Origin of the sequence: Curtobacterium sp. Leaf261 (assembly GCF_001422205.1) — a bacterium.
Lineage (GTDB): Bacteria > Actinomycetota > Actinomycetes > Actinomycetales > Microbacteriaceae > Curtobacterium.
Genome location: NZ_LMMJ01000003.1, coordinates 44,669 through 61,497, shown reverse-complemented (window position 1 = coordinate 61,497; position 16,829 = coordinate 44,669). Strand labels below are relative to the sequence as shown.

Annotated in this window: 14 protein-coding genes; 4 read left to right on the top strand and 10 right to left on the bottom strand. The window is 71.1% G+C overall.

From position 1 onward, the window contains the following. The first annotated feature begins 213 nt into the window (after window positions 1-213). Window positions 214-882, top strand: a complete 669-nt coding sequence (locus ASF23_RS04385) for a LuxR C-terminal-related transcriptional regulator (RefSeq protein WP_235510781.1) — start codon at window positions 214-216, stop codon at window positions 880-882. Between the two features lie 26 nt (window positions 883-908). Here the strand turns inward: ASF23_RS04385 and ASF23_RS04380 are convergent, their stop codons facing one another. The 3 genes from ASF23_RS04380 to ASF23_RS04370 are packed head-to-tail and all read right to left on the bottom strand — an operon-like array spanning window position 909 to window position 5,043. After that, entirely contained in the window at window positions 909-1,730 is an 822-nt protein-coding gene (locus ASF23_RS04380; RefSeq protein WP_055949601.1) for an alkaline phosphatase family protein, read from the bottom strand. A 38-nt stretch (window positions 1,731-1,768) separates the two neighbouring features. Then, window positions 1,769-2,479 (bottom strand): response regulator, encoded by a 711-nt coding sequence (locus ASF23_RS04375; RefSeq protein ID WP_055949597.1) that lies wholly within the window; start codon window positions 2,477-2,479, stop codon window positions 1,769-1,771. Next, complete coding sequence (locus ASF23_RS04370; RefSeq protein ID WP_055949594.1) at window positions 2,476-5,043, bottom strand: ATP-binding protein; 2,568 nt, start codon at window positions 5,041-5,043, stop codon at window positions 2,476-2,478. Before ASF23_RS04370 ends, ASF23_RS04375 begins: the two co-directional genes overlap by 4 nt. A gap of 361 nt (window positions 5,044-5,404) precedes the next feature. Between ASF23_RS04370 and ASF23_RS04365 the strand changes: the two genes are divergently transcribed. Further along, on the top strand, window positions 5,405-6,088 hold the full coding sequence (locus ASF23_RS04365; RefSeq protein ID WP_055949590.1) for an Abi family protein: 684 nt from the start codon (window positions 5,405-5,407) through the stop codon (window positions 6,086-6,088). A gap of 53 nt (window positions 6,089-6,141) precedes the next feature. Here the strand turns inward: ASF23_RS04365 and kdpC are convergent, their stop codons facing one another. The 5 genes from kdpC to ASF23_RS18145 are packed head-to-tail and all read right to left on the bottom strand — an operon-like array spanning window position 6,142 to window position 10,880. Continuing rightward, window positions 6,142-6,756, bottom strand: a complete 615-nt coding sequence (gene kdpC, locus ASF23_RS04360) for a potassium-transporting ATPase subunit KdpC (RefSeq protein WP_055949587.1) — start codon at window positions 6,754-6,756, stop codon at window positions 6,142-6,144. A 23-nt stretch (window positions 6,757-6,779) separates the two neighbouring features. Next, a complete protein-coding gene (kdpB, locus tag ASF23_RS04355) occupies window positions 6,780-8,945 on the bottom strand; it encodes a potassium-transporting ATPase subunit KdpB (RefSeq protein ID WP_082473816.1) in 2,166 nt (721 codons plus the stop codon). Next, on the bottom strand, window positions 8,942-10,642 hold the full coding sequence (gene kdpA, locus ASF23_RS04350) for a potassium-transporting ATPase subunit KdpA (protein WP_055949584.1): 1,701 nt from the start codon (window positions 10,640-10,642) through the stop codon (window positions 8,942-8,944). Before kdpA ends, kdpB begins: the two co-directional genes overlap by 4 nt. After that, window positions 10,642-10,731: a potassium-transporting ATPase subunit F gene (locus ASF23_RS04345; RefSeq protein ID WP_055949581.1), complete on the bottom strand. Its 90-nt coding sequence runs from the start codon at window positions 10,729-10,731 to the stop codon at window positions 10,642-10,644. Before ASF23_RS04345 ends, kdpA begins: the two co-directional genes overlap by 1 nt. Then, on the bottom strand, window positions 10,728-10,880 hold the full coding sequence (locus tag ASF23_RS18145) for a hypothetical protein (RefSeq protein ID WP_156364181.1): 153 nt from the start codon (window positions 10,878-10,880) through the stop codon (window positions 10,728-10,730). Before ASF23_RS18145 ends, ASF23_RS04345 begins: the two co-directional genes overlap by 4 nt. A gap of 127 nt (window positions 10,881-11,007) precedes the next feature. Here ASF23_RS18145 and ASF23_RS04340 point away from each other — a divergent pair, with 127 nt between their 5' ends. Next, window positions 11,008-11,934: an aldo/keto reductase gene (locus ASF23_RS04340; protein ID WP_156364179.1), complete on the top strand. Its 927-nt coding sequence runs from the start codon at window positions 11,008-11,010 to the stop codon at window positions 11,932-11,934. A gap of 115 nt (window positions 11,935-12,049) precedes the next feature. Here ASF23_RS04340 and ASF23_RS04335 read toward each other — a convergent pair whose 3' ends face one another. Next, window positions 12,050-12,919, bottom strand: a complete 870-nt coding sequence (locus ASF23_RS04335; RefSeq protein ID WP_055949643.1) for an oxidoreductase — start codon at window positions 12,917-12,919, stop codon at window positions 12,050-12,052. 134 nt (window positions 12,920-13,053) lie between these two features. Between ASF23_RS04335 and ASF23_RS04330 the strand changes: the two genes are divergently transcribed. Further along, a complete protein-coding gene (locus ASF23_RS04330) occupies window positions 13,054-13,236 on the top strand; it encodes a hypothetical protein (RefSeq protein ID WP_055949578.1) in 183 nt (60 codons plus the stop codon). Between the two features lie 98 nt (window positions 13,237-13,334). On the opposite strand, the gene ASF23_RS04325 is transcribed toward ASF23_RS04330, so the two are convergent. Then, complete coding sequence (locus ASF23_RS04325) at window positions 13,335-16,676, bottom strand: GH92 family glycosyl hydrolase (protein WP_235510780.1); 3,342 nt, start codon at window positions 16,674-16,676, stop codon at window positions 13,335-13,337. Between the last annotated feature and the right edge of the window lie 153 nt (window positions 16,677-16,829).

Sequence of the window (16,829 nt, the reverse complement as noted above, 5' to 3'; positions counted from 1 at the left end):
GATGTTCTGCTTGCCGGGCATGACGAGGCGGGCGATCGCGCCGGCGATGAGGCCGACGATGATGAGGCTGATGATGAGTCCGAGCATTGTGCACTCCTTACGTTCCCGGTCGCGGGGTGGCGACCGACGGGGCACCGCGAGTGCGGCGACGTGATGAACTCAACCACCCCTCGGGGTGTACCGATTCACCCCTGGGGGTGGGATGCTGATCGCGTGTCCATCGCCATGACCCGTCCCCTCACCGTCACGCTCGTCGACGACTACGACGTCGTGCTGACCGGCCTCGCGCACATGTTCGACCAGTACCGGGACCGGATCGTCGTGTCCGAGATCGACGCGAACGCCGCGCTCGAGGACTCGATCGACATCGTCCTCTACGACTCGTTCGCGCAGCCGGAGTCCGATCAGCACGAGATCGCCGGGCTCGTCGCGAACCCCCGGGCACGCCACGTCGTCGTCTACACCTGGAACTTCCAGCAGGAGCTCGTAGACGCAGCACTCGAGCAGGGCGTGCACGGGTACCTCGCCAAGACGCTGTCGGCGGAGGACCTCGTCGCCGCGCTCGAGGACGTCGCGCGGGGCGAGGTCGTCGTCAGCGCGGCACAGCGTCGGGCCCCGAGCGCCGACGGGCTCGACTGGCCGGGGCGGACGGACGGCATCACGGATCGCGAGGCGGAGATCCTCGCGCTCATCACGCAGGGCAAGTCGAACGCCGAGGTGGCGAAGCTCACCTACCTCAGCCCGAACACCGTCAAGACGCACATCCGCTCGGTCTACCGGAAGATCGGCGTCGAGAGCCGGACCCAGGCGGTGCTGTGGGGCGTCGCGAACGGGTTCCAGCCGGACCACCACCGGATCGACCACTGGCTCGGCGGGCCCTGAGCCGCGTCCGTCCGAGGGCGCACCGCTCAGGCGGCGAGGTGCGCGAGCAGCACGCCGGGGACGTCGCACGGCTCGAGGTCGCCCGGCACCGGGACCGCCCCGGCGCCGCCGAACCGCCCGAGCGCCAGGAACGACCGACGCAGCACCTCGTCCCCGCCGCCGTGTCCCCCGGCATCCAGGTGGCCGTGGTCCGTGGTGACCCCGACGAGCCAGTCCTCGTCGAGGTCCTCGCGTGCGATCCGCCGCCGGATCGCGTCGAGCAGGCGGCCCAGTCGGGCGTCGGTCTGGAGGACCGTGGCCGCGTACTCGGGAGACGCCCCGCCGTGCAGGTGTCCGGCCTCGTCCACGGCGCCGAGGTACACGAAGGACGCATCCGGCCCGGCCTCACGGATCGCGAGCTCCGCCGCGGCCGTGATCTCGCCGTCCATCGCGTCGTACCCGCGGAGCTCTCCGTCCCGGAGCACGACGGCGTGCATCCCGCTCCGACGCTGGTCGTCGCGGAACGCGATCACCGGGCCGGGTCCGGCGGGGTCGACGAGCGGTGGCCAGTCGGCTGCCGCGAAGGTGGTGCGCCGCTGGTCCGCGAAGAACGCTCGGCTCAGGAAGTCGGCGTTGGCGCGCAGGGTGTGGCCGGAGAAGGTGTTGTCGGACACCCCGTGTTCGGCGTGGGTCGCCCCGGTCAGCAACGACGACCAGCCGGGGCCGGAGATCGTCGGGACCTCCATCGTCAGGCGGGACATCGAGCCCGCCGCGACGAGGGCGGCCAGGTTCGGGGCGGCTCCCGGTCGGAGTGCGTCGTCGATCCGGAGTCCGTCGATGCCGATGAGCATCACCTTGCGCGCGGTCATGTGGCCGACGCTAGGACCGCCGGGTGAACGAGCGGTGCTCAGCCCTCGGCCTGCCCGTCGGGCTGCCCGTCGGGCTCGAAGCGGTACCCCATCCCCGACTCCGTGACGATGTAGCGCGGCTCGGCCGGTGACGGCTCGAGCTTCTTCCGGAGCTGCGCGACGTACAGCCGCAGGTACCCGGCATCACCCCCGTGCGTCGGACCCCACACCTCGGTCAGGAGCATCTCGCGGGTGAGCAGCCGACCCGGGTTCGCGAGCAGCACCTCGAGCAGTCGCCACTCCGTCGGTGTCAGCCGGATCGCGCCGGCGGGTCCCGACGCCCGCGTGACCTGCTTCGCCGCGAGGTCGACGACGAGGTCCCCGATCCGCACCGTGGCGGTCTCCACCGCGGGAGCGCGTCGACGTCCGAGCGCCCGCAACCGCGCGAGGAGCTCGTCCATCTGGAACGGCTTCGTGACGTAGTCGTCCGCCCCGGCGTCGAGCGCGTCGACCTTGTCCGACGAGTCCGTGCGCCCGGACAGCACCAGCACGGGGACCTGTGACCACGCGCGGATGCCCTCGAGCACGCCGATGCCGTCGAGCCGGGGCATGCCGAGGTCGAGCATCACGATGTCCGGGCGTTCGGTGATGACGGCGTCGAGTGCCTCGCGGCCGTCGCGTGCGGTGACGATGTCGTAGCCGCGGGCACCGAGCGTGACCACGAGCGCGCGGACCAGCTGCGGGTCGTCGTCGGCGATGAGGATCCTCATGCGGTGACCTCCGGACGGTCCGACGCGGGGAGCGCGACGACGACGGTCAGGCCGCCGCCCGGGGTGTCGTCGACCTCGATCGTGCCCCCCATGCCCTCGGTGAACCCCTTCGCGAGCGCGAGCCCGAGCCCGAGCCCGGTCTCGTTGTCGGTGTCGCCCAGCCGCTGGAACGGCATGAACACATCGTCGCGGCGCTCGGGCGGGATGCCGGGGCCGTGGTCGGTGATGCGGAGCTCGACGGACCCGCCGAAGGTGCTCGCGGCGACGCGGACCCGGCCGCCCTCCGGCGAGAACCGCTCGGCGTTCGCGAGGAGGTTCACCACGACGCGCTGGAGCAGGACCGGGTCGGCGTCGATGTCGGGGAGGTCGGACGGCAGGTCGAGGTCGACGTCCTCCGGCCCGAGCTCCAGTTCATCGAGCGCGGGGGCGACGACGTCCTCGATCGCGATCCGTCGCGCGACCACCGCGAGGACGCCGGCCTGCACACGGCTGACGTCGAGCAGGTCGCCGAGGAGGGTCGCGAGGGACCGCAGGCTCTCGTCCGCCGTCTCGAGGAGCACGGCCCGGTCGTCCGGCGAGAGCTCGACGTCGGACGTTCGGAGCCCCCCGATCGCGGCTGAGGCGGCGGCCATCGGTCGACGGACGTCGTGACCGACGGCGGCGAGGAGCGCACTCCGCACCCGGTCCGCAGCGGCGATGCGCTCGACGTCGACCGTCGTGCGCGCGAGGGCCCGGTGCTCCAGCGCGGCGTCGATCTGCCGCTCGACGACCGCGAGCAGCCGTCGTTCCGACGGGCCCGGTGCGCCGCCGACGAACTCGACGACACCCCCGCCGGGCAGGGTCCTGACCGCGTCCGCCGCGTGTGACGTACCCGCCGCGCCCGTCGCAGCGGCCGCACCGGAAGCATCGGACGGGAGGCCCGGGGCCGGCTCCGGCACGTCGGCTCGGGCCGTCGATGCGGCCACCTCGGCACCGTCGACGAGCACGCGGACGGTGTCGAAGCCGAACGCCTCGCGCGTCCGGTCCACGAGCGCGTCGAGCGCATCGTCCCCACGCAGCACGCTCCCCGCGATCCCGGACAGGAGCGCGGACTCGGCCGCGGCGCGACGGGCCGTCCTCGATCGCCGTGCGGACCGGTCCACCACGAAGCTCACGAGCACCGCGCTCAGGACGTAGAGCACGAGTGCCGCGAGGTGCCAGGGCTGCTGCACCGTGATCGTGTGGAACGGTTGCACGAAGAAGTAGTCGAGGGAGAGTCCGGACAGCACCGCCGCGAACACCGCGGGCCACATCCCGCCGACCAGGGCCACGACGAGGACGAGCAGCTGGTAGGAGAGCACGTCGACGGTGATCGCGTCCTGCGAGTCGCCGAACGAGAGCGCCCAGGTCAGCAGCGGGCCGATGACCAGCGCGAGCACGAACGCGGCGACGATCCGCCCGCGAGCGAGTCCGCCGCCGAGCCTCGGGAGTGCGAAGCGTCCGCCGGCCCGGTCGTGGGTGACGATGTGCACGTCGATGTCACCGGACGCCCGGACGACGGTCGCACCGATCCCGGGGCCCGTCAGTGCCGCGGCGAGTCGACTCCGACGGCTGACGCCGATCACGAGCTGCGTCGCGTTGATCGACCGGGCGAACCGGACGAGCGTCGTCGGGACGTCGTCGCCGACGACCTGATGGTACGTCCCACCGAGCTGCTCGACCTGTGCACGCTGGGCCGCGAGTGCGCCGGGGTGTCGCTCCCGGAGCCCGTCGTTCGTCGTGACGTGCACGGCGGCCAGCTCGCCGCCGGCCGACCGGGCCGCGATCCGGGCCCCCCGTCGGAGGAGCGTCGCACCCTCCGGGCCGCCCGTGAGTGCGACGACCACCCGGTCGCGCGCCTCCCACTTGTGGTCGATGCCGTGCTCGGAGCGGTACCGCTTGAGGGCGTCGTCGACCTCGTCGGCGAGCCAGAGGAGGGCGAGTTCGCGGAGGGCCGTCAGGTTGCCGAGTCGGAAGTAGTTCGACAGCGCCGCGTCGATGCGCGCCGCCGGGTAGACGTGCCCGTCGGCGAGGCGGTCGCGGAGGGCCTGCGGCGCGAGGTCCACGACCTCGATCTGGTCGGCGCCGCGGACCACGGCGTCCGGCACGGTCTCGCGCTGCACGGTGCCGGTGATGTCCCGCACGACGTCCCCGAGGCTCTGCATGTGCTGCACGTTCACGGTCGAGACGACGTCGATCCCGGCGACCAGCAGGTCCTCGACGTCCTGCCACCGCTTCTCGTGCCTGCTCCCCGGCGCGTTCGTGTGGGCGAGCTCGTCGACGAGCGCCACGTCCGGGCGCCGAGCGATGACCGCGTCGAGGTCCATGTCGTCGAGGGAGACGCCCCGGTGCTCGACGATGCGTCGCGGCACCGTCTCGAGGTGGTCGGCGAGCGCGGCGGTCATCGCGCGCCCGTGCGTCTCCACGACCGCGACCACCACGTCGCGCCCCTGGTCACGGAGGCGTTGCCCCTCTTCGAGCATCGTGACGGTCTTGCCGACGCCGGGCGCGGCACCGAGCAGCACCCGCAGTCGTCCGCGCTTCATGTGCCCATCATCTCGCGTCGTACCGCCCCCGCTGATGGGGATTGTGATACATTACCGGACACTCTGATGACCGGAGCGGGTGCGCGCCGGCTGGTCGGCCCTTGGGCCCACCCACGATGACGCCGGCGCAGCCGAGATCCTGTTCGACTCGATCCTCGGAGCGGCATGCCGTCACAACACCCCACGGACGATCTGTCCCCTTGGACCCGACGTGCACGCGCACAGCCGCGTCGGTGCCAGTAAAAGCAGAAGCTCCGGGTCCGCCGTGGCGGAATACCGGAGCTTCCTGTCTTGGCCCAAGCGACATGGAGCAGAGGTCCACGAGGGCTTTCTCGACTAGCATACCAGATACGGCGCAATCGTGACCGCCGAAGACTGGTTCATCGATTGGGTCAGCCCCGCTCGCTTCGATCGGTACCTGCGTGCTGCCGGCCACGACCGCGACCGGGCACGTCGCCTGTACGAGTGGAACGCGCGCCTGTCGGGCGCGTTCCTGCACGACCTGTCGCACCTGGAGATCGGGCTCCGCAACGCGTACGACCGGGCGTTGCAGGGCGCCGTCGTCCGGGGCGAGGCCCACTGGACGGAGCCCCGGACCGCCACCGCTCTCTTCCCGGTCGACGTCCGGCACCACCGGAACGGTGGGACTGCTCGGGACGTCAACGCGATCGCACGGCGCAGGATCGCAGAGGCGGTGGATCGCGCTCGCACCCCGGACCACGCGCAACCACTTCCCGGCAAGGTGGTCGCCGAGCTCACCTTCGGGTTCTGGACGATGCTCACGAGCGACCGGTTGGAACGGACCGTCTGGCGTCCGTACCTGCACCTGGCGTACGAGAGCGGCACCCGTCGAGACGGTGTCCGCGACGCGCTGGAGGACCTGCGACGGTTCCGGAACCGCGTCGCGCACCACGAATGCATCCTCGACCGACCGGAACCGCATCTCCGTCGGCTGCTGAGCCAGGTCCGACGGATCGCTCCGGAGGCCGCGGCGGACCTGCGTGCGCGGAGCGGCGTCCCCGCGCTGCTCGAGCGTCGACCGTGAGCAGCGCGAGGGCACCGGTCCGAGCTGGCCGGTCGGCGGATGGTGCGGAGCGGTCATCGGACGGCGGCGAGCGCGAGGTTCAGCTCGAGCACGTTCACCACGGGCTCCCCCATGAAGCCGAGCTGCCGCCCCTCGGTGTGCGCCTCGACGAGCGACCGCACCCGCGCCACGGACAGACCTCGGGACGCCGCGACCCGGTCGATCTGGAGCCGCGCGTACTCCGGGGAGACGTCGGGGTCGAGGCCCGAGCCCGATGCGGTCACGGCATCCGCCGGGATCGAGGACTCCGCGACCCCGTCCGCCTTCGCGATCGCGGCCTTGCGCTCCTCGATCGACTTCACGAGGTCCGGGTTCGACGGCCCGAGGTTCGACCCCGAGGACGCGCCGGCGTCGTACCCACCGGGGTTGTCGTCGCTCACCCCGGCGGCGGAGGGTCGGGTGTGGAACCACCGGTCGGCGGCCTTGCCGACAGACGACTGTCCGATGAGCGAGGACCCGACGGTGGTGCCGTCCTGCGACACGAGCGAGCCGTTCGCCTGGTCTGGGAGCGCGAGCTGCGCGATGCCGGTGACGGCGAGGGGGTACGCGACGCCGAGCACGACGGTGCTGAGGACCGCGAGTCGGATCGCGACCCAGGTGGTGCGGGCGGTGGAACGGGTGGATGCCATGACGAACTCCAGGTGACGTGGGCTCAGAAGCCCGGGATGAGACCGACGACGAGGTCGATGAGCTTGATGCCGACGAACGGCACGAGGACACCGCCGAGGCCGTACACGAGCAGGTTCCGCCCGAGGATCGACGATGCCGACGCTGCCCGGTACCGCACGCCGCGGAGGGACAGCGGGATGAGGGCGATGATCACGAGGGCGTTGAAGACGACGGCGGAGAGGATCGCCGAGGCCGGGCTGTGCAGCTGCATGACGTTGAGGACGCCGAGGCCGGGGAACGTGGCCTGGAACATCGCCGGGATGATGGCGAAGTACTTGGCGACGTCGTTCGCGATCGAGAAGGTCGTCAGCGCACCGCGGGTGATGAGCAGCTGCTTGCCGATCCGCACGATGTCGATGAGCTTCGTCGGGTCGGAGTCCAGGTCGACCATGTTGCCGGCCTCCTTCGCCGCGGTCGTCCCGGTGTTCATCGCGACGCCGACGTCCGCCTGCGCGAGGGCCGGGGCGTCGTTCGTGCCGTCACCGGTCATCGCCACGAGGTTCCCGCCGTCCTGCTCCTTGCGGATGAGCGCGAGCTTGTCCTCGGGGGTGGCCTCGGCCAGGAAGTCGTCGACCCCGGCCTCGGCGGCGATCGCCTTCGCGGTCCGCGGGTTGTCGCCGGTGATCATGACCGTGCGGATGCCCATGGCGCGGAGGTCGGCGAACCGCTCCGCGATGCCGTTCTTGACGACGTCCTTGAGGTGCACGACCCCGAGCAGTCGCATCTCGCCCGACGCCGAGCGCTCCGCGACCACGAGGGGTGTCCCGCCCTGGTCGGAGATCTCCGTCACGGCGGCGTCGACCTCAGCAGCAGCCCCGGCACCGGCACCGGCACCGGCACCGGCACCGACCCATGCCAGCACCTGCGCCGAAGCCCCCTTCCGCACCTGCCGACCATCCGGCAGATCGACACCGCTCATCCGGGTCTGCGCCATGAAGGGCACCTCGACGGCACCGGCCGGCGCTCCGGTCGGCACTCCGGCAGCGGCGGCCAGGTCGACGATGGAACGCCCCTCGGGGGTGCCGTCGGCAGCGGACGACAGCGCCGCCGCCTCGAGCACGGATGCCTCGGTCAGCCCGCCGACCGGCACCACGCGGGACGCCCGTCGGTTGCCGTACGTGATCGTGCCGGTCTTGTCGAGGAGCAGCGTGGTGATGTCGCCCGCCGCTTCGACCGCGCGACCCGACATCGCGAGCACGTTCCGTTGCACGAGCCGGTCCATCCCGGCGATGCCGATCGCGGACAGGAGCGCGCCGATGGTGGTCGGGATGAGGCACACGAGCAGCGCGATGAGCACCGGCACGCTGACCGTCGCGCCGACGAGCCCCGCGATGGGCTGCATGGTCAGGCACACGATCACGAAGACGATCGACAGCGAGGCGAGCAGGATGTTCAGCGCGATCTCGTTCGGGGTCTTCTGCCGGGCAGCGCCCTCGACGAGCCGGATCATCCGGTCGATGAAGGTCTCCCCGGGGGTCGAGGTGATCCGCACCACGATCCGGTCGGACAGCACGCGGGTGCCACCCGTGACGGCGCTGCGGTCACCGCCGGACTCGCGGATGACCGGGGCGGACTCGCCCGTGACCGCGGACTCGTCCACACTCGCGATGCCGTCCACCACGTCGCCGTCGCCCGGGATCACCTCGCCCGCCTCGACGAGCACGTGGTCGCCCTTCGCGAGGTCGACGCTCGCGACCTCGTCGATCGTCGCCGTGTGCGCCGTCGGGTCCCCGGACGCGTCGTACGCGCTGACGCGCCGGGCGGTCGTGGTGCTCCTGGTCTTCCGGAGCGCCTCCGCCTGTGCCTTGCCCCGGCCCTCCGCGACGGCCTCGGCGAGGTTCGCGAACACGACGGTCAGCCAGAGCCAGACGGCGATCGCCCAGGTGAAGCCGGACGGGACCGCCGCACCGGAGGAGGCCGCGCCTCCAGTCCGGGTGAACGGCTCGACGACGGCCGTGACGGTCGTCAGGACCGCGCCGATCTCGACGATGAACATGACCGGGTTCCGCACCATGGTGCGCGGGTCCAGTTTGCGGAACGCGGACGGGAGGCCCGCCACCAGTTGGCGGGGTCCGAACGCCGACCTGCGGGTGGCCGGTTCCGACACCGTGGTTGCGGTGTCCTGCTGCTCTGGTTCGACGAGGGTCACTTGACGAGTCCTTCTGCGAGGGGTCCGAGTGCGAGCACGGGGAAGTAGGTGAGTGCGGTGACGATCACGGCGATGCCGCCGAGGAGCACGACGAACAGCGGTCGGTGCGTCGGCAGGGTGCCGCTGGTCGCGGGGACGTGCTCCTGGGCCGCGAGGGACCCGGCGAGCGCCAGGACCAGCACGATCGGCACGAACCGACCGAGCAGCATCGCGACGGCGAGCGCGGAGTTCATCCACGTGGTGTTCGCGGTGATCCCGCCGAACGCCGAGCCGTTGTTGTTCGCGGCACTCGTGAACGCGTAGAGCAGCTCGCTCAGCCCGTGGTTGCCCGGGTTGTACAGCGACGTGCCGAGGACCTGCTCGCGGACGCCCGGGATGACGAGGCTGAGTGCGGTGCCGAGGAGCACGAGCGTCGGCGTGACGAGGATGTAGAGCGACGCCAGCCGGATCTCACGGGAACCGATGCGCTTGCCGAGGTACTCCGGCGTCCGACCGACGAGCAGGCCCGCGATGAACACCGTGATCACGGCGAGGACGAGCATGCCGTAGAGACCGGACCCGACGCCGCCGGGGGCGATCTCGCCGAGCATCATGTTGAGCATCGCCATCATCCCGCCGAGCGGCGTGAAGCTGTCGTGCATGCTGTTCACCGCACCGGTCGAGGTCGCGGTCGACGTCGTGGCGAAGAGGGTCGACCCGAGGATGCCGAACCGCGCCTCCTTGCCCTCCATCGCTGCGCCGGCGGCCCTGGTCGCGGATCCGCCGCCGGCGAGCTCGGCGATCGACATCGCGGACAGCGACACCAGGAAGATCGCGCCCATCGTGGCGAGGATCGCGATGCCCTGGCGGCGGTCGCCGACCATGGTGCCGAACGTCCGCGGCAGGGAGAACGGGATGGCGAGCATGAGGAAGACCTCGACGAGGTTCGTCCAGGGCTGGGGGTTCTCGAACGGGTGGGCGGAGTTCGCGTTGAAGTACCCGCCGCCGTTCGTGCCGAGCATCTTGATCGCCTCCTGCGACGCGACCTGCCCGCCGGGGATGTGCTGCGTCCCACCGAGGAGCGTCGCGACGTCCGTCCCACCGGAGAGGTTCTGGACGACACCACCGGCGACGAGCACGATCGCGACGACGAACGCCGCCGGGAGGAGCAGCCGCCAGAGGGTCCGGACGACGTCGACCCACACGTTGCCGATGGTGCCGGTGCGGCGTCGGACGAACCCGCGGACGAGTGCCACCGCGACGGCCATGCCGACGGCCGCGGACAGGAAGTTCTGCACCGCGAGCCCGGCCGCCTGGACGGTGAACCCCAGGGTGGCCTCGGGCGAGTAGGACTGCCAGTTCGTGTTCGTGACGAAGGACACGGCGGTGTTGAACGCCAGGCTCGGGGTCACCGCGGGCAGGCCGAGCGCACCCGGGAGGACCTGCTGCGTGCGCTGGAGCACGTAGACGAGGAGCACCCCGACGACGCTGAAGGCCAGCACCCCGCGGAGGTAGGCCGGCCAGGACTGCTCGGCGTCGGGGTCGACGCCGATGAGCCGGTAGGTGCCCCGCTCGACCCGCATGTGCTTCACGGACGTGTACATCCGCGCCATGCCGTCACCGAGCGGGCGGTGCACGACGACGAGGAGGAGCACGACCGTCGTGACCTGGGCGATGCCGGCCCAGACGTCGGCGGGCGTGGCGTCGACCGCGCTCATCAGAACCGCTCCGGGTGGATCAGTGCCCACACCAGGTAGCCGACGGCGGCGATGCCGAGGAGGGCGGCCGCGATGGTGATGGCGATCACAGCCGCTCCACCCCTCGACCGATGAGCGCGACCAGGCCGAACAGGGCGAGGACGCCGACGACGACGAACACGTCGAACACGTGGAACTCCAGGACTTTCGAGGAGGCCAGCGGCAGGCACCGCGGACCGCGTCCCGACTGCGGACGCATCAGCGATGCTCCTGCTCGCACCGTGCCTCCAGGCCGGTCCTCACGGTTCCCTAACGCCGGTCCGCGGAACGCATGCGGATCGCTCACACCCGCCCGGCTGTCAGCGCGATGGGGCAGGATCGACAGCGTGAAGACACTGGAGTTGCCACAGACCGACCTGACCGCGTCCGACATCGTCCTCGGGCTGATGCGGATCAACGACATGTCCGACGAGGACATCCGCACCCTCGTGGGGACCGCCCGCGACAGCGGGATCACGATGTTCGACCACGCCGCGGTGTACGGCGGATGGCACGGGTGCGAGCAGCGCTTCGGCTCGGCGATGGGGCTGAGCTCCTCCGATCGCGCCGAGATCGTCCTGCAGACCAAGGTCGGGATCCGCCAGGGGTTCTTCGACTTCTCGGAGTCGCACATCCTGGAGTCCGTCGACGAGTCGCTCGCCGCCCTGCAGACCGACTACATCGACGTGCTGCTGCTGCACCGTCCCGACGCGCTCGTCGAGCCGGAGGAGGTCGCGTCGGCGTTCTCGACGCTGCACGCCGCGGGCAAGGTGAAGCACTTCGGTGTCTCGAACCACACACCCGGGCAGGTCGAGCTGCTGAAGAAGCACGTCGAGCAGCCCCTGGCGTTCAACCAGGTGCAGCTGAGCATCACGCACGCCAACCTGATCGCCGCCGGGGTCGCCGCGAACATGGGCGCCCTCGACCAGTCGATCGACCGCGACAACGGCATCCTCGACTACTCACGCCTCAACGACGTCACGCTGCAGGCGTGGTCGCCGTTCCAGAAGGGGTTCTTCGACGGGGTGTTCCTCGACGACCGGGAGAACTACGCGGACCTCAACGACGCGCTCGACGAGATCGCCGCCGCGCACGGTGTCACCCCGACCGGGATCGCCGTCGCGTGGATCACCCGTCACCCCGCGCAGATGCAGGTCGTGCTGGGGACGACCAACCCCGGTCGGGTGCAGGAGTCGGCCGCGGGGTCGGACGTCCGGCTCTCGCGCGAGGAGTGGTACCGGCTGTTCACCGCCGCCGGACACCTGGTCCCGTAGCGCGGGGTCGACGGGGCCCCACGGGCTGCGCTGCCGCGCTGCCGTTCCGTTGAGAAGTGCCCATCTGTCGCTCCGGATCTCCGGACCCGACAGATGGGCACTTCTCGACGTCGGGTCAGGCGGCGTTGCCGATCGCGTTCAGCTCCCGGAGGGCGTCCTCGGGGAGTTCGATCGCCGCACCCGCGACGTTCTCGTGCAGGTGTGCGACGGACTTGGTCCCGGGGATGAGCAGCATGGTCGGCGAGCGCTGCATGAGCCATGCGAGTGCGGTCTGGAGGGGCGTGGCACCGATGCGCGTCGCCACCTGTTCCAGGGTGGTCGACTGGAGCGGCGAGAAGCCACCGAGGGGGAAGAACGGGGTGAACCCCATCCCGGCCTCGGCGCAGGCGTCCACGAGGTCGTCGTGGTCCCGGTGGGCGAGGTTGTAGTTGTTCTGCACGCAGACGACCTCGGCGTAGGAGCGGGCCTCCTCGAACTGCGTCATCGTGACGTTGCTGACGCCGATGTGGCGCACGAGTCCCTCCTCCTGCAGCTCGGTCAGGGCCTCGAGCGGCTCCGCGATCGACCCCTCGACCGGTGCCGCCTGACCGCCGACCCGCAGGTTCACGACGTCCATCGCCGGGAGCCCCAGGTGCTCGAGGTTCTCGTCGATCGCCTGCCGGATGTCGTCACGCCCGAGTGCCGACGGCCACTGCCCGCGCTCGGTCCGTCTGGCCCCGACCTTCGTCACGATGTGCAGGTCGTCCGGGTACGGGTGCAGGGTGTCGCGGATGAGCTCGTTGGTCACGAACGGGCCGTAGTAGTCGCTCGTGTCGATGTGTGTGATGCCGAGTTCGATCACGGCCCGGAGCGTCTCCTGGGCACCCTGGACGTCCTCGGGCGGCCCCATCACCCCCTTGCCCGCGAGCTGCATCGCGCCGTAGCCGAATCGGGTGAGTGTCAGGTCGTCCGCGAGTGTCAGGGTCCCGCCGGGAAGGGTCGTCATCCGTCCCTGGTACACCGCGGGACCGCGGGGCGCACCGGAGTTCGCTGGGAGGACCAACCCGGCACGGGGCCAGCACCGAATACCTCGACAGTCGATGCATCTCCCGATGCACCGCGATCGAGAAGGTGATTCCCATGCAGACCATGACATCGCTGTGGACCGTCGCGTTCACCGAACCGGGTTCCTCCGACGTGGCCGTGGCCGTCATCGGTGCGTGCGACCGCGAGGACGCCGAACGCCGGGCCCTCGACGTGCTGGGGGTCGGCACCGCCGTCGTCTGGGTCGAGCCGCGCCACGAGACGCCCGTCGCTGCCTGACAGGTTCCTCGCCGCCTGACAGGTTCCGCGCCGCCGAGAGGTCTCATCTGCGACCTCCCGCGGGCCGAGGAGTCTCATGTGCGACTCCTCGGGCATCGTCAGGCTGCGGAACGGTCCTCGGCGACGAGCTCCAACTGCGTCAGGACGATCGGCGTCGAGGGGGCGAACCGGAACACGCCGTCGGTCACGCCACCCGTGATCCGGAACACCCGGGTCTGTCCCGCCCACTCGAACACCTCGTCCTCGACACTGTCGGAGACCGTCGCCCCGCCGTCCGACCCGTTGAGCGACACCTGCCACCCGAACCGTCCGGGCTCCGCCGCGGTCACCGTGTAGAGCGACGCCGACGACACCGACACCGGGACCTCCACGGACTCACCCGCAGCGAGTCGCACGACCGTCGCCCCGGTGTCGTCGGTGAGTGCCGGCGCGGAACCGCCTCGCGTGGGCAGCACGTCCGCGGGGGTGTCCGCGAACCCGTGGAGCGCCGAGGCACTGGCGGGCCTGGTGTCCGACGCCCACCCGGTCGGTTCGTCCGACAGGGTGAACACGATGTGCGCACCGGAGGCCACCACGGCGTGCGGGATCGAGATGGAGTGCCAGGGCTCGCCGTCGACGGTCACCGACTCCACGAAGCGCCCGAACCGGCCGTCCGCCGAGGGGTTGCCGATCTCGATGACGGTGGGCGTCCCTCCTGGCCGGCGCAGCTCGGTGCGGCGCACCGACGGAGGCACCAGCACGTAGGTCCCGGTCGCCGGGACGAGCGGGTAGAGCCCGATCGTCGCGAAGACGTACCAGGCGCTCATCTCGCCGTTGTCCTCGTCGCCGGGGTAACCCTGCCCGTTGTCCGAGCCGATGAAGAGACGGTCGACGGCCTCGCGGACGATCCGGTGCGCGTCGTCGTGGTGCCCGGCGAACATCGGGAAGAACGGGATGTGGTGCGCCGGCTGGTTCGACAGGCCGAGCATCCCCATCCGGATGTCCCTGGCCTCGGTCATCTCGTGGATCGGCGACCCGTAGTGCCCGGAGACCGCGGTGCTCCCGGTGTCCGGACGTCCGCTGAACGCGGCGAGGGCGCGGAGGAGTCCGTCCTCGCCGCCGTGCAGCGCGGCGATGCCGGCACCGTCGTGCGGCGCCGTGAACATCGTGCCCCACGCGTTCGTCTCGGTGTAGTCGCCGCCCCACTGGTCGGGGTCGTACTCGGTGTCGGTCGTGCGCCATGCGCCGTCCGCGTCCCGCCCGATCGGGAACGTCAGCCCGGCGTGCGGACCGTCCGTCAGGGTGTGGAACACGTTCCGGTACTGCAGCGACCGGCGGGCGAACCACTCGGCCTCGGCGTCGTACCGGCGGACGTCCGCCGACCCCGGTTCGGCCTGATCGGCGAGCATCCGTGCCATCACCGAGGTCGACCAGTCGTTGATCGCGGCGTCGAGCGTCCAGGACATCCCCTCGCCGGTCCGGTCGTCGACGTACCCGCGGAACGCACCCGGGAGGAGCCCCTTGCGTCCGACGCGCGAGTCCCGTGCCGGGACGGTCGCGTTCTTCAGCGCGGACCGGTAGGCCTGGAGGAGGTCGATGCCCGGGACGTCCTTGCTGAACAGGTCGGCGAAGACGGTGTCGCTCGTGGTGCCCGTCATGACGTCCTCCGCGCCCGGCGCACTCCAGCGCGGGGTCCACCCGCCGTCGAGGAAGTGCTGCACGAACCCCTGCGCGAGGTCGCCCGCGGTCTCCGGTGTCAGCAGCCCGAGGAGCGGCCAGGCGGTGCGGTAGGTATCCCAGAACCCGTTCGTGGTCGTGCTCGCCGCCTCGACGACCTCCGGACGCTCGTCGTCGCGGATGGGGCTGTCGAGGACGTTCCCGTAGGGAGAGCGGTGGTGCGGGGCGCCGGTCAGTGCCGTCTCGCCGGCGCGGTTCGGGTAGAGGAACAGGCGGTAGAGCCCGGAGTACAGCGAGGTGCGCTGGTCTGCGGTCGCTCCCTCCACAGCCAGGGTGTCGAGCTTCTCCGTCCACAGACGTTCGGCGCGCGCCAGCATCTCGTCGAACGATCCGGCAGCCTCGAGGTTCGCCGCCGCATCCGCGAACGACACGGTCGAGATCCCGAGCAGGACGTCGACCGGGCCGTCCGCGGCGACGGTCAGCGAGCCGCGGAGCTCACCGTCCTGCAGGGACAGCTTCTCGGCGACGACGTTCTGGACACGGAGGTGGATGTGGTGCGGAGGAGTCTGCGGACGATCGTCGAGGAGCGCCTCGACGATCATGGTGTCGCCCTCGCGGCGGACGTCGACGTCGGTCACGGAACCGTGGTGGTCGAGGATGACCGACCCGGTGCGCCCCGGCAGGGTGAACCGCCAGGCGAGGGCGAACTCGCCGGCGGTCATCACGGCGTCGACCGGGCCCGCGGTTCCCGCGTCGAGCCGGACCGCGTACCGGTGCGGACCGTCGTGTTCGTCGGCGTGGTCGAACGCCAGTGCTCGCGCCGCACGGTCGAGGGGTGGGTTCTCGAGCGGCGACGGCATCACCTGGAACACACCGCGGTCGCCCATCCACGGCGACGGGATGTGCGAGGTGGCGAATGCCTGGATCGTCGGGCGGTTGTCGCTCGCCCGGTTGTGCTCCTGGTAGGCGTACGGCCACCGGGACTCGGACGCGTTCGTCATCGGCAGGCCGAAGACGCCGCCGTGCGGGATCCCGACGAGGGGCGCGTTGTTGCCCCGCGAGAACCGTGCGGACGCCTGGGTCCCCCGGGTCGTGGCGACCTGGTCCAGGGGACGGTCGCTGCGCGGTGCGGCTGGGGCGATCACCACGTCGTCCAGCCAGCCGCGGAGCGGCAGGCCCGTCGCGCTGTCGACGCTGGTCGCACTGTCGGCGCTGGTCGCGCTGTCGGCGCTGGTCGCGCTGTCGGCGCTGGTCGCGCTGTCGGCGCTGGTCGCGCTGTCGGCGCTGGTCGCGCTGTCGGACTGGAGGCCCGCGGTCGCGTCCGCCCCGCCACGCCCGATGGTCGCGACGACGTTCGTGACGGTCCGGCCGACGAACTGCTCGAGGGACACGGTGCGACGGTTCCACTGGTCGACCCAGGCGGTCTTCGCCGTGTACTGGGCGGCGGCGGTGATCGCCGCGCCGTACTGGTCGACGGGAGTCGGGATCGCCTGCGCCGCGTGCGCACCGTCCTCGAACGCGATGTCCAGGGTGAAGGCGGTGGCATCCCAGAGATGATCGAGGTCGTCAGAGGTCGGCTCGTCCTGCCCGTCCGGCAGGGTGCGCTCGGGGAACCACACCCACGAGAGCTCGTCCCCCGGTGCGATCACCCGCCCTGCGAACCCCGGGACGATCGCGGTCGTGACGAGGCCGGTCGCGACCCCGGCTGTCGCGACGCCGTCGTCCGTTCCGGAACCGTCCGGTCCCTGATCGACCAGGTAGGCCTCGGTCGATGTGAATCCCACGTGGTTCCTCGCGGCCACAGCCGTCGTCGGTCCACCGCTCCGTTGCAGTTCTCGCACGCGTCAAGCCTATGGGGTGCTCCGGACGGTCTCGTGGCAGGTCCGCCGGTCGGTCCGTCGGACGCCCCCTCCCCCTCTCCTGGCCCGTCGGTCAGG

Excerpts from the sequence above, each read along its gene's own strand:
- ASF23_RS04380 (WP_055949601.1), bottom strand. The coding sequence starts at position 1,730 with ATGACCGCGCGCAAGGTGATGCTCATCGGCATCGACGGACTCCGGATC.
- ASF23_RS04375 (WP_055949597.1), bottom strand. The coding sequence starts at position 2,479 with ATGAGGATCCTCATCGCCGACGACGACCCGCAGCTGGTCCGCGCGCTC.
- ASF23_RS04370 (WP_055949594.1), bottom strand. The coding sequence starts at position 5,043 with ATGAAGCGCGGACGACTGCGGGTGCTGCTCGGTGCCGCGCCCGGCGTC.
- kdpC (WP_055949587.1), bottom strand. The coding sequence starts at position 6,756 with ATGGCATCCACCCGTTCCACCGCCCGCACCACCTGGGTCGCGATCCGA.
- kdpA (WP_055949584.1), bottom strand. The coding sequence starts at position 10,642 with ATGAGCGCGGTCGACGCCACGCCCGCCGACGTCTGGGCCGGCATCGCC.
- ASF23_RS18145 (WP_156364181.1), bottom strand. The coding sequence starts at position 10,880 with ATGCGTCCGCAGTCGGGACGCGGTCCGCGGTGCCTGCCGCTGGCCTCC.
- ASF23_RS04335 (WP_055949643.1), bottom strand. The coding sequence starts at position 12,919 with ATGACGACCCTTCCCGGCGGGACCCTGACACTCGCGGACGACCTGACA.
- ASF23_RS04330 (WP_055949578.1), top strand. The coding sequence starts at position 13,054 with ATGCAGACCATGACATCGCTGTGGACCGTCGCGTTCACCGAACCGGGT.